Source organism: Sphingomonas sp. (genome assembly GCF_035317925.1).
Lineage (GTDB): Bacteria > Pseudomonadota > Alphaproteobacteria > Sphingomonadales > Sphingomonadaceae > Sphingomonas_I.
On record NZ_DATHFV010000015.1, the window covers coordinates 1 to 11,181 of the forward strand.

The 11,181-nt window shown below is 65.1% G+C and carries 14 protein-coding genes; 7 read left to right on the top strand and 7 right to left on the bottom strand.

What is annotated here, in order from left to right; genetic code table 11:
• The 3 genes from der to VK533_RS00890 form a co-directional block, all read left to right on the top strand.
• On the top strand, positions 1–998 hold a 998-nt coding region (gene der / locus VK533_RS00880), incomplete at its 5' end, for a ribosome biogenesis GTPase Der (RefSeq protein WP_324374091.1).
• Positions 995–1,201, top strand: a complete 207-nt coding sequence (locus VK533_RS00885; protein ID WP_324374093.1) for a sulfurtransferase TusA family protein — start codon at positions 995–997, stop codon at positions 1,199–1,201. The genes der and VK533_RS00885, both read left to right, overlap by 4 nt.
• 62 nt (positions 1,202–1,263) lie before the next feature.
• The gene (locus tag VK533_RS00890) at positions 1,264–1,680 is read left to right on the top strand and encodes an Hpt domain-containing protein (RefSeq protein ID WP_324374095.1); all 417 of its coding nucleotides are present in this window, start codon (positions 1,264–1,266) and stop codon (positions 1,678–1,680) included.
• A 132-nt stretch (positions 1,681–1,812) separates the two neighbouring features.
• On the opposite strand, the gene bfr is transcribed toward VK533_RS00890, so the two are convergent.
• The 7 genes from bfr to VK533_RS00925 all read right to left on the bottom strand — a co-directional run bounded on the left by bfr (position 1,813) and on the right by VK533_RS00925 (position 7,618).
• A complete protein-coding gene (gene bfr / locus VK533_RS00895) occupies positions 1,813–2,298 on the bottom strand; it encodes a bacterioferritin (protein WP_324374097.1) in 486 nt (161 codons plus the stop codon).
• A 91-nt stretch (positions 2,299–2,389) separates the two neighbouring features.
• Complete coding sequence (locus VK533_RS00900) at positions 2,390–2,563, bottom strand: (2Fe-2S)-binding protein (protein WP_324374099.1); 174 nt, start codon at positions 2,561–2,563, stop codon at positions 2,390–2,392.
• A 38-nt stretch (positions 2,564–2,601) separates the two neighbouring features.
• Positions 2,602–3,849 (bottom strand): DUF418 domain-containing protein, encoded by a 1,248-nt coding sequence (locus VK533_RS00905; protein WP_324374101.1) that lies wholly within the window; start codon positions 3,847–3,849, stop codon positions 2,602–2,604.
• Positions 3,846–4,310: a hypothetical protein gene (locus VK533_RS00910; RefSeq protein ID WP_324374102.1), complete on the bottom strand. Its 465-nt coding sequence runs from the start codon at positions 4,308–4,310 to the stop codon at positions 3,846–3,848. The genes VK533_RS00905 and VK533_RS00910 overlap by 4 nt, the downstream gene beginning before the upstream one ends.
• Entirely contained in the window at positions 4,307–4,756 is a 450-nt protein-coding gene (locus tag VK533_RS00915) for a hypothetical protein (protein WP_324374104.1), read from the bottom strand. Before VK533_RS00915 ends, VK533_RS00910 begins: the two co-directional genes overlap by 4 nt.
• A gap of 146 nt (positions 4,757–4,902) precedes the next feature.
• Entirely contained in the window at positions 4,903–7,134 is a 2,232-nt protein-coding gene (purL, locus tag VK533_RS00920) for a phosphoribosylformylglycinamidine synthase subunit PurL (protein WP_324374106.1), read from the bottom strand.
• A gap of 94 nt (positions 7,135–7,228) precedes the next feature.
• The gene (locus tag VK533_RS00925) at positions 7,229–7,618 is read right to left on the bottom strand and encodes a hypothetical protein (protein WP_324374107.1); all 390 of its coding nucleotides are present in this window, start codon (positions 7,616–7,618) and stop codon (positions 7,229–7,231) included.
• A gap of 273 nt (positions 7,619–7,891) precedes the next feature.
• Here VK533_RS00925 and VK533_RS00930 point away from each other — a divergent pair, with 273 nt between their 5' ends.
• The 4 genes from VK533_RS00930 (at position 7,892) to rsmH (ending at position 11,088) form a co-directional block, all read left to right on the top strand.
• Positions 7,892–8,884 carry a cysteine synthase A gene (locus tag VK533_RS00930; protein ID WP_414712265.1) on the top strand — a complete coding sequence of 331 codons (993 nt, stop codon included), beginning with the start codon at positions 7,892–7,894 and terminating at the stop codon, positions 8,882–8,884.
• 198 nt (positions 8,885–9,082) lie between these two features.
• A complete protein-coding gene (locus VK533_RS00935) occupies positions 9,083–9,319 on the top strand; it encodes a hypothetical protein (protein WP_324374110.1) in 237 nt (78 codons plus the stop codon).
• A gap of 234 nt (positions 9,320–9,553) precedes the next feature.
• Complete coding sequence (locus VK533_RS00940) at positions 9,554–10,144, top strand: division/cell wall cluster transcriptional repressor MraZ (protein ID WP_324374113.1); 591 nt, start codon at positions 9,554–9,556, stop codon at positions 10,142–10,144.
• Positions 10,141–11,088, top strand: coding sequence for a 16S rRNA (cytosine(1402)-N(4))-methyltransferase RsmH (gene rsmH, locus VK533_RS00945; RefSeq protein WP_324374115.1), 948 nt, complete (start codon positions 10,141–10,143; stop codon positions 11,086–11,088). Before VK533_RS00940 ends, rsmH begins: the two co-directional genes overlap by 4 nt.
• Positions 11,089–11,181: the final 93 nt, after the last annotated feature.

An 11,181-nucleotide genomic window follows, 5' to 3' on the forward strand; every position in this document is an offset into this window, starting at 1 on the left:
TTATGGGCAACAAGGCCGAAGGCAAAGCCGGCGAATCCGGGCTGCTGGATGCCTATTCGCTCGGTCTGGGCGATCCGATCCCGTTCTCGGCCGAGCATGGCGAAGGCCTGGTCGATCTGTTCGAGGCCTTGCGCCCGCATATCGAACGGGAGGAATTTGAGGGCGAAGAGGAAGAGGAGGACGGCGAAGGCCCGCTCAAGCTCGCCATCGTCGGCCGGCCGAATGCAGGCAAGTCGACCCTCGTCAACCAGATGCTGGGCGAGGAACGGATGATCACCGGTCCTGAGGCCGGCATCACCCGCGATTCGATCGCGATCGAATGGGAACATAAAGGCCGCCCGGTCCGCCTGATCGATACCGCCGGCCTGCGCCGCAAGGCCAAGGTCGAGGACAAGCTCGAGCGCCTGTCGGCCGCCGACACACAGCGCGCGATCGACTTCGCCGAGGTGGTGGTGTTGCTGCTCGACGCGACGCGCGGGCTTGAGGCGCAGGATCTGCGTATCGCCTCCCAGGTGATCGAGGAGGGCCGCGCGCTGATCATCGCGGTCAGCAAATGGGACGTGGCGGAGAATGCGCCGAGCCTGTTCCAGGGCATCCGCAATGCGCTCGACGATGGCCTGGCGCAGGTGAAGGGCCTGCCGCTGATCACCGTCTCCGGTTTCACCGGGCGTGGTGTCGATCAGTTGATCGAGGTCGCTTTCGAGACGCGCGAAGCCTGGTCGCGCCGCGTCGGTACCGGCGAGCTCAATCGCTGGTTCGAACGCGCGATCGAAGCCAATCCACCGCCGGCTCCGGGCGGCAGGCGCATCAAGTTGCGCTACCTCACCCAGGCGCGGACGCGCCCGCCCACCTTCGTCCTGTTCGGCACGCGTGTCGATCAGCTGCCGGAAAGCTATCGCCGCTATCTGATCAACGGCATTCGCCGTGATCTTGGCTTCGGCGGAGTGCCGGTGCGGATGAATCTGCGCGCGCCGAAAAATCCCTTCGGCACCAAATGAGCGTGACCGTCGATGCGCGCGGGCTGCGCTGTCCGTGGCCGGTGCTGCGGCTCGCGCGTGCGATGCGGTCGGCCGACAGCGCGACCATAATCGCCGACGATCCCGCCGCCCCGGGCGAGATTGCGGCGCTCGCCGCAGTGCAAGGTTGGGCTCTTTCCCACCAGGATGGCGGCTTCTTCGTTTCGCGCGTCTCACCGCAATAAGGATTGATTTACGCGTGCGGGCGTAAAAGCCCCCGACCGCCGGTTTTGCGGAGAGGGCTTGCGTGAACGAACATCCTACGATCGATCGGGAAAAGCTGAACGCGATTCGTGCCGAACTGGGCACGCATTTTCCGCGTATTCTCAGCTATTTCGCCGAAGATGGCGTGAAATCGGTCGACGCGATCGAGGATGCCGTGCGCAATCGCGACACCGTCGCCTTGGTGCGTCCGGCGCATACGCTGAAGGGCGAATCGCTGCAGTTCGGCGCCGAAGCGCTCGGTTTGGCTGCCGAACATATCGAAAAGGCCGCCCGCGACGGCGTTGAAGCCCACATCTTTCCGGCCGACGTCACCGAAATCGCAACCCGGTTGCGCCCCTTGTTCGAGGAAGCGCTTGCTGCGCTCCAGCTCGCGGCCGCGCCGACGATCACGCAGGCGCCGTTGCGGCGAGCCGCAGGCTTCGGCCGCAAAGTCGGCTAGAGTCGTTTGCAGCTACGCTGAAGCGGCACCGGCCCGCACCCCCACCCGGCCTCCCATAGAATAACCTGATTGGGAGGCCGGGTGGGGGTGCGGGCCGGTGCCGCGCCTGTTTCAGTGCAACTGAAACAGAGACTAACTCGCCTCTTCGGCCGGCTTCGACTGAAGCTGGATGTAATTCTGGATTCCCATCCGTTCGATCATGTCGAACTGGCGTTCCAGGAAATCGACATGCTCTTCCTCATTGTCGAGGATGCGGCGGAACAGGTCGCGGCTGATATAGTCGCGCACCTCCTCGCAATGGGCGATCGCGTCGCGCAGCAGCGGGATCGCCTCGCCTTCGACCGCAAGATCGGCGCGCAGCACCTCCTCGACCGTTTCGCCGATGCGCAGCCGGCCGAGCAGCTGGAAATTGGGCAATCCATCGAGGAACAGGATGCGCTCCGACAGCAGGTCGGCATGCTTCATCTCGTCGATCGATTCATGCCGCTCATAGGCGGCCAGCCGCGCGATGCCCCAATGATCGAGCAAACGGTAATGCAGCCAATATTGGTTGACCGCCGTCAGCTCGTTCTTGAGCGCCGTATTGAGGAATTCGATGACCTTCTCGTCGCCCTTCATGGCTCGCGCTCCCTTGTTGGGATGCGGATAGACCAGGCTCGACGGAAATTAGAAGCGCGAACGACTCGCGCGAGTCATTCTCAACGAAGGGTCAGGCGGCTGCCTGCTGCTCCTCGGCGATGAGTTCGCGCGCGAACGGCAGGCACTGGCCGCAGCGGGGGCGTCGGCCGAGCGACGCATAAGCGCTGAGCGGGCATTGCGCACCCGAACGAACGGCTTCGCGCACGTCACTTTCCCGAATCGCATTGCAGTGGCAGACGACCATCAACGGCTCCTTGTAAGCGCCATGTAGCGATACTGCGACTAACTCGCAATAGCTTGATGGAATCTTACCAAGTGACCCCGTGACAGGCTGCGCCAGGCATATTCGAACGGACCGTAGCGGAAATGACGCAGCCACAGCGGACTCCAGCCGAGGATCAGCAGCCATTGGCCAAGGACGAGAATATAAAGTTGCGCGCGATGCAGCTCGCCGAACAGGCCGAAGCCATAGCCATAGAAGATCGTCGTCATGACCAGACTGGTGCCAAGATAATTGGAGAAAGCCATGCGACCCGCCGCTGCGAACCGACTGATCAGCCACGGCACTGCGCCCGCCTGCACCGCCAGGATCAGGGCCGAGGCGTAAGCCAGCGCGAGGAAGGGGCGCAGCAGCAGGGTCAGCAGGTCCGCCAGCGGCAGGAAGGCCGGGTCGAAATGATGCGCCACGATCGCCTGCGTCAGCGGAACGTAGAGGGGGATGGTGAGGGCGCCCAAAGCGAGCGTCCAGCGATAAGCCCGCTTGCTCCAGCCACCCTGCCAGAAGTCGAGCCGGTAGAGGAACATGCCGGCCAACACGAAGCCTAAAGTCTCGGGCATGTTCAACGGCAGGAAAAGGAACTGGAACATCGCGGTCATCGGCGCGCGCGCGGCAAAGGCGTCGGCGAAGCAGCCGCGATAAAGCCGCAACTCGTTACCCAGAATGTCGGAAGTCGGCGCGGTTTGCGCCAGCACCTTGTGCCATTCGCGGATTGCGTCTGCAGGCGGGTGCGGGCCGTTTGCCAGCGCCTGCAGCACTTGCATGTCGCGATATTCGATCCCGCTGTGGATCAGGGAGAAGCCGATCAGGCAGATTGCGGCGAAGGCGAGCGCGCTCGGCTGCCATTTGCGCGCGAAGAAGGCGATCGCGCCGGCAATCGCATAATCGACCAATATGTCGCCGTACCAGACGAACCAGGCGTGCAGCATGCCGAACACGAACAGCCAGAAGATGCGGGCATAATGCGTACGGCCGGGCCCCGGTGTCCTATCCTCCGCCGCATCGGTGATCAGGAGCAGGGATGACCCGAACAGCATCGTGAACAAGGCGCGCAGTTTGCCATCGGCCAGCACATAGGCGATCGCCCAGGCCGCAAGATCGCTGCCATGCGCGCCGCCATAATAATTGGGATCGACGTAAGCGTAGCCAGGCTCGCCCATCGACACGATGTTCATCGCCAGGATGCCGCAGACAGCGAAGCCCCGGATCACATCGAGCGTGAGGATGCGGTCGGATTGCGGAGAGGCGGTCACCGCGCGCGCGTCAGCCCGCAGCCTACGATCAGCCCGATCGCGATTCCAACCAGAATGACGTGCGAGATCAGTTCCTCACCAATCTGAATGGGGCCGCTGGCGCTCGGCAGCGGCGCGTCGGGCCAGCGCAATGGTCTGACGATCCAGTACATGACGATCCACAGCCCGAAGCCATAGGCCACGCCGGACAGAAGCGGCCGGCGCGTCAGGATCGGCAGCTTGAGCGCGGCGACCATGTAGGCAGCGACCATGCACGCCATGATCGCGTAATGCGTGATCAGCCCGGCGACAGCGAAAGCCGGCGCATCGAACGCGCGGTCGCCGAATGGCCCGCTCGCGACGAATTGCAGCACGCGCAGCGGCCATATGCCCTTGGTGCCGCCGAAAACGAAAGCCGACAGCAGGTCGAGCGTGCCGGCGACGGCGGTCGCCGTCAGCCAGATTTGCGTGCGCCTGCTCAACTGTTTGGCTCGCGGCGGGCGACGAGGCCGATGGTCAGACCAACCAGCACGACATGGGCGAACAATTGCTTCGCGATCGCGACTGGATTGGGGCTGGGGAAGGGCGCGCCGAACCGCAGCGGCATCACCAGTCCATACATCACCAGCCACAGCCCGACGCCGTAGAGCGCGGCGGCCACCAGGGTGTGCGCGCGCACCCAGCCGATCCGTTCGCGGGCGAGGATGAACACCGTCACCATCACCGCCATGATCGTGTAATGGACCGCCAGTCCCAACACCGCGCCGGCTGCGCCCCAGTCGATCGCGGACGGGAACGGTCCGCTCGCCAGCCCGCGCAGCATGTTGGCGACCGGCTTGCCGGCGTGCGCGGTCTCGATCGCCGCCATGCCGATATCGAGCGTGCCTGCAATCGCCGTAGCGATCAGAATGGATTTGCTCCGCGTCATGCCCGGTTCCCTCTCATGCCTCGTCCAGCGTTCGCGCCGCCGGATCTCAGCCTCGGCCGGGCATCCTATGGCGGCGCACGCCTGCGCACCAGCCTATAGGCAGGCGGGCTTGGCAGCTTGAATATTTGACGAGAGCCGGGAGGTCGTCAGGCGAGGGCCGCGTCGGCCCCCATCAGCGTCGGGAAGAAGCCTTCGTGCGCGGTACGCAGCGCGTCGATCGTGACGCAATGGTCCCCCGCTTCGCATTCGAAGATGATGCGGTTGGCGATCGTGCGGCCGATCGGCTCGGCCGCGATCCCGTGGACCTGCGCGCCGGCCAGGAAGCCAAGCAAAGCCGTATCCTGCACCGTCACGAGATAGAGGCCCTGATCCTCGGCGAAATAGGATCCGGCCAGGCCGAACGGCGTCGGCCCGTCGATCAGCGCGCCGCAATTGCCGGCCAGCGCCATTTCCGCGATCGCGACCGCGACGCCGCCGTCCGACACGTCATGGCAGGCCGTGATCCAGCCGAGTTCGATGCCCTCGCGCACATAATCGCCGGTCTTGCGCTCGCAATCGAGGTCGACCGGGGGCGGCGGGCCCGCATCCCGGCCTTCGATCCCGTGCACTTCGCGCAGCCACAGGGATTGGCCGAGATGGCCCTTGCGTGCGCCGACGAGCAGGATGATGTCGCCCCGGTCGCGAAAGGCGACGCCGACCGAACGCGTCCAATCCTTCAACAGGCCGATGCCGCCGATCGCGGGCGTGGGCAGTATCGCGCTGCCGCTGCCATCCTCATTCTTGGTCTCGTTGTAGAGCGACACGTTGCCGCTCACGATCGGGAAGTCGAGCGCCTTGCAGGCCTCGGCCATGCCCTCGATGCAGCCCACGAACTGGCCCATGATTTCCGGCCGCTGCGGGTTGCCGAAATTCATGCAGTCGGTGGTGGCGAGCGGCTTGGCGCCGACCGCGGTGATGTTGCGCCAGCATTCGGCGATCGCCTGCTTCCCGCCCTCATAGGGGTCGGCATAGCAGTAACGCGGCGTGCAATCGGTGCTGATCGCCAGCCCCTTGTCGGTGCCGTGGACGCGCACCACCGCGGCGTCGCCCCCGGGGCGCTGGATCGTGTCCGCGCCGACCATGTGGTCATATTGCTCCCAGATCCAGCGGCGCGAAGCGATATCAGGCGATCCCATCAAAGTGAGCAGATCGGCGGCGAGATCCTTGCTCTCCGGTATCTTCTTGGGAAGCGCCGGGACTTCGGTCCTCACATGCGGCCGATCGTAAAGCGGCGCTTCGTCGGCGAGCGGGCCGAGCGGAATGTCACACACGGTTTCGCCGTTGAAGGTCAGCACCATCCGGCCGGTGTCGGTGACATGCCCGATCACGGCGAAATCGAGCTCCCACTTCCTGAAGATCGCTTCGGCGAAATCCTCGCGGCCCGGCTTCAGCACCATGAGCATCCGCTCCTGGCTCTCCGACAGCATCATCTCATAAGGCGTCATGCCGGTTTCGCGGCAGGGCACCGCGTTCATGTCGAGCTCGATCCCGACGCCGCCCTTCGATGCCATCTCGACCGACGAGGAGGTCAGGCCGGCAGCACCCATGTCCTGGATCGCGACGATCGCGTCCGACGCCATCAGCTCGAGACAGGCCTCGATCAGCAATTTCTCGGTGAACGGATCGCCGACCTGCACGGTCGGGCGCTTCTCTTCCGAATCCTCGCCGAAATCGGCCGACGCCATGGTCGCGCCGTGGATACCGTCGCGCCCGGTCTTGGAACCGACATAGACGATCGAATTGCCGAGGCCGGAGGCGGCCGAATAGAAGATCTTGTTGGTTTCGGCGACGCCCACGGTCATCGCATTGACCAGGATGTTGCCGTCATAGGCGCGGTGGAAATTCACCTCGCCGCCGACCGTCGGCACGCCGACGCAATTGCCATAGCCGCCGATGCCGTGGACCACGCCCGCGATCAGGTGGCGCATCTTGGGATGGTCGGGCCGGCCGAAGCGCAAGGCGTTCATGTTCGCGATCGGACGCGCGCCCATTGTGAACACGTCGCGCAATATGCCGCCGACGCCGGTCGCGGCCCCCTGATAGGGCTCGATATAGGACGGGTGGTTGTGGCTCTCCATCTTGAAGATGGCGGCCTGGCCGTCGCCGATATCGACCACGCCCGCATTCTCGCCCGGGCCGCAAATCACCTGCGGGCCGGTGGTGGGCAATTTCTTGAGGTGGAGGCGCGACGATTTGTAGCTGCAATGCTCCGACCACATGACCGAGAAGATGCCGAGTTCGGTCCGATTGGGCTCGCGGCCCAGCGCATGCAGCACGCGCTCATATTCTTCCGGGGACAGGCCGTGTTCGGCGACGATGGCAGGCGTGATCTCGCTCATGCCGGGAGCCGATAGCGAAGCCGGACGCCTCGTCCAAAGAAAAAGGCCGGCGGAATGGTCTCCGCCGGCCTCGATTGTTCGAATTTCGAAAAAATCAGGCGTCGCAATCCTGGCCGGCGCCGCCCTTCTTGATGTTGACCGATTTGTCGGTGGCGCTGCCGGTCAGCGTGTAGCTGCCGCCCGCATAAGGATCGCCCGGCTTGGGCGCGGTCAGCACGACCGGGCTGGTCGACTTTTCCTTGAGGTGCAGGTTCGCCGTCTGATTGTCGTTGAACCAGTCGACATAGATCAGGCTGTTGTCCTTGCAGCGATAAGACTTGCTGGCCAGCATCGCCGGCGGCAGCTTGACCGGCGGAGCGGCCTTGATCTTGTCGGCGTCGGGATCGGTGGGCCCACCGGAGACGATCGTCGTCGGCTGGGAATCGCAGGCTGCGAGGAGAAGGAGGGCGGCGAGCGGCGTGGCGCGGAGGATGTGATGCTTCATGACGGTCCCGGTTTTCGCGGTTGCGGCAAATTACGTCAAGAGTGTTGACGCTCTTGTGACACAAACAACCACGCTTCGATTGAAGAAAAGACGCTGCATTGCGACGAATCGCTGGCTTGGCGGTCGTTTCAAGCCCGTACCGGAAACCGAACCGGCCCGCACCCTGCCAGCCAAAGCCGTCTCACTTGGCAAAAAAACATCCGCAAGCCCCGCATGGCTTGCTGAAACCGAAGCTTGCTTGCCCCGCCCCCGCGCGCTGCCTATCCCGTGCGCATGGTGACCCCCGCTCCAGGCGTGCCCGCCCTCGTTGGCAATACGCCGCTCGTCCGCCTTGCCGGCCCCAGCGCCGCGACCGGCTGCGAAATCTATGGCAAATGCGAATTCATGAACCCCGGCGGTTCGGTCAAGGACCGCGCCGCCTTGTTCATCATCGAGGATGCGGAGGCCAATGGCACGCTCGCGCCCGGCGGCCTGATCGTCGAGGGCACGGCGGGTAATACCGGCATCGGCCTTGCGCTGATCGGCAACGCCAAGGGCTATCGCACCACGATCGTGATCCCCGAGACGCAGAGCCAGGAAAAGAAGGATACGCTGCGCGCGCTCGGCGCGGAATTGATTGAGGTGCCGCCGACCAGCTACTCCAACCCGGCGCACTATGTGCACATGTCGCGCCGTATCGCGGAGGAAACCCCGGGCGCTTTGTGGTCGAACCAGTTCGACAACACCGCCAACCGTCTCGCCCATATCCGCACCACCGCGCCCGAAATCTGGGAACAGACCGGCGGCAGGATCGATGGCTTCACCTGTTCGGTCGGCACCGGCGGGACCCTGGCGGGCGTCGGGCTCGGCCTTAAGGAGCTGCGTGAGGATGTCGTGATCGCGCTCACCGATCCGCACGGCGCCTCGCTCTACGAATTTTATGCCCATGGCGAATTGCGCGCCGAGGGCTCGTCCGTGTCCGAAGGGATCGGCCAGAGCCGGATCACCGCCAACCTCGAAAGCGCACCGATCGACACCCAATTCCGTATTTCTGACGAGGTAGGGCTGGAACAGGTGTTCGCGCTGCTGCGGGACGAAGGCCTGTGCGTCGGCCTGTCGTCGGGCATCAACGTCGCCGGTGCGATCGCGCTGGCGGGCGAGCTCGGGCCCGGCAAGACGATCGTCACCATCCTGTGCGATTCCGGGATGCGCTACCTCTCGACCCTGTTCAATCCGGAGTGGCTGGCGGCGAAGCAATTGCCCGTCCCCGACTGGCTGGTGCGTTGATTGAGCGGCACCGGCCCGTACCCCCACCCGGCCTCCCAGTCAGGCTATTCTATGGGAGGCCGGGTGGGGGTGCGGGCCGGTGCCGCTCGTTTCAGCGAAGCTGAAACACAAGCCCCCGTTCAACCGAGGTTCCCAAGCGGCGGGTTGAGGCTTATTCTAGCCGTATGATCGTCACGAAGCCGTCCGGGAAATAGCGGCATGCACCGCGTGCGCGTCGGCCTTATCGGGCTCGCCTGGGTCTTTTTGCTGGTGATGGCGGCGACCATTGTCCTGCATGCCGCGGGCGGTGATCGCCCCGGTTCCAACAACGTCGCAACCGCCAATGATTCCGCGCCGAGCGAGCCGCTCGCCGAGCTGGGCGTCGCGCCCGGCAACCCCGACCAGGACGAGTCGAAGGCCCCGTCGCCGGCCAAAACGCGCGCGTCGGCGCACTGATGATTGCCGCGATCCGAGTCGCGGTCATGAGCGTCCGGTTCGCGGGTGCCCGAAAAGAAATTCGCTCCACCGTCCTATCCACAGGCCCGATCGGACCTGGATTCCGCGGTTTCGCGCGGTTTTCGCCTGCCTGTCCGTCCCACCCACCACCATGGAATACACAGTCAAAACCATAGAGTGGTATTGAAACCCATACGAAACCCATGCTAATCCACGCTGATCCGGCGAATGAGGATGCGCACCCATGCGTCTCCACGTCGTCGGCCGACGGGGGGCGGGGCACGTCAACCCCGCGGGCTGCAGGGTGGACAGGACTGGGTGGAAAGGGAGAATTTCTTCTTTGGGCATGGTTTGAACGCGGTCGACGCGAAGGGTCGCGTGTCCGTGCCTGCCGTCTTTCGCACCCAGATCGAGCGCCGCGCCAAGGAAGATGGCGAGCGCGATCCTGACAAAGAATTACTGATCGCCCCGCATCCCAAGGCCGATCACCTGCGCGCCTTCGATTCTGTCGGCCTGCGCGATCTCTCCGCTGCCATCCGTGAAGGCGTGGCCGATCTGCCGGCTGCCGAGCGTCGCGACGCCCTTGTGCGCGCCCGCCGCGATGAGCTTCCCGCCCTCACCAACGTCGCCTTCGACAGCGCCGGCCGCATGGTCCTGTCGCCTTTGCTGCGCAAGCTCGGCCAGATTGGCGACCTCGCCTTCTTCGTCGGCATGGACGATTGCGTCGAAATCTGGAGCCCGGAGAATGCGCGCGTCGCTTTCGCCGACAATCCGGTCGTGCTCGGCACGCTCGAAGGTCTGCTCGCGGAGCGCAAGCCGACATGAGCGCGCCCGCCCCTCATATCCCCGTATTGCTTGACGAAGTCATCGCCGGCCTCGCGCCCCGGCCCGGCGAAACCCATGTCGACGGCACCTTCGGCGCGGGCGGTTACACCCGTGCCCTGCTCGCCGCCGGTGCGAATGTCATCGCCTTCGATCGCGACCCCGACGCGATCGCCGAAGGTCAGGCTTTGGTCGCGGACAGCGACGGCCGGCTCGATCTGGTCGAGGACGTCTATTCGCGGATGGGCGACGCGCTCGCCGAACGCGGCCTCGACGCGGTCGACGGCGTCACGCTCGACATCGGCGTCTCCTCGATGCAGCTCGACCGCGCCGATCGCGGCTTCTCCTTCCAGACCGACGGCCCGCTCGACATGCGCATGGGCCAGGCCGGCGTGAGCGCCGCCGACTTCGTCAACGAAGCCGACGAGGCCGAGATCGCCGACGTGCTGTTCCATCTCGGCGAGGAACGGCAGTCGCGCCGCGTCGCCCGCGCGATCGTCGCCGCCCGGCCGATCACGCGCACCGGCCAACTCGCGACGATCGTCCGCCGTTCGCTCGGCTATCGCGAGCATGACAAGAAGGATCCCGCGACCCGCACCTTCCAGGCGATCCGCATCCATGTGAACCGCGAGCTGGGTGAGCTCGAAGACGGCCTTGCCGCCGCCGAACAGGCGCTCGCGCCCGGCGGCCGGCTCGCAATCGTCTCGTTCCACAGTCTCGAAGACCGGATCGTGAAGCGCTTCCTCAAGGAGCGCAGCGGCACGCAGGCCGGATCGCGCCATCTGCCCGAAGTGCAGGTCCGCACCGCCAGCTTCGAAGCCGTCGCCAAGCCGGTCCGCGCGAGCGAGGCCGAACTTGCCCGCAATCCCCGTTCCCGTTCCGCCACGTTGCGCGTCGCCCGGCGCACCGCGGCAAGCCCCTGGGCCCCGAAAGGTCGTGCATCATGATTGTCGCAACGCGCCTGAGCGCAGTGTGGCAGGTCGCTGGCGTCGCCGTGGCGGCGCTTTGCTGTTACCTGGTGTCGCAATCGGTGGCGGCCG

Excerpts from the sequence above, each read along its gene's own strand:
- rsmH (WP_324374115.1), top strand. The coding sequence starts at position 10,141 with ATGAGCGCGCCCGCCCCTCATATCCCCGTATTGCTTGACGAAGTCATC.
- VK533_RS00900 (WP_324374099.1), bottom strand. The coding sequence starts at position 2,563 with ATGGTCGTCTGCCACTGCAATGCGATTCGGGAAAGTGACGTGCGCGAA.
- VK533_RS00930 (WP_414712265.1), top strand. The coding sequence starts at position 7,892 with ATGGTGACCCCCGCTCCAGGCGTGCCCGCCCTCGTTGGCAATACGCCG.
- VK533_RS00915 (WP_324374104.1), bottom strand. The coding sequence starts at position 4,756 with ATGACGCGGAGCAAATCCATTCTGATCGCTACGGCGATTGCAGGCACG.
- bfr (WP_324374097.1), bottom strand. The coding sequence starts at position 2,298 with ATGAAGGGCGACGAGAAGGTCATCGAATTCCTCAATACGGCGCTCAAG.
- VK533_RS00885 (WP_324374093.1), top strand. The coding sequence starts at position 995 with ATGAGCGTGACCGTCGATGCGCGCGGGCTGCGCTGTCCGTGGCCGGTG.
- VK533_RS00935 (WP_324374110.1), top strand. The coding sequence starts at position 9,083 with ATGCACCGCGTGCGCGTCGGCCTTATCGGGCTCGCCTGGGTCTTTTTG.
- purL (WP_324374106.1), bottom strand. The coding sequence starts at position 7,134 with ATGAGCGAGATCACGCCTGCCATCGTCGCCGAACACGGCCTGTCCCCG.
- VK533_RS00925 (WP_324374107.1), bottom strand. The coding sequence starts at position 7,618 with ATGAAGCATCACATCCTCCGCGCCACGCCGCTCGCCGCCCTCCTTCTC.
- VK533_RS00940 (WP_324374113.1), top strand. The coding sequence starts at position 9,554 with ATGCGCACCCATGCGTCTCCACGTCGTCGGCCGACGGGGGGCGGGGCA.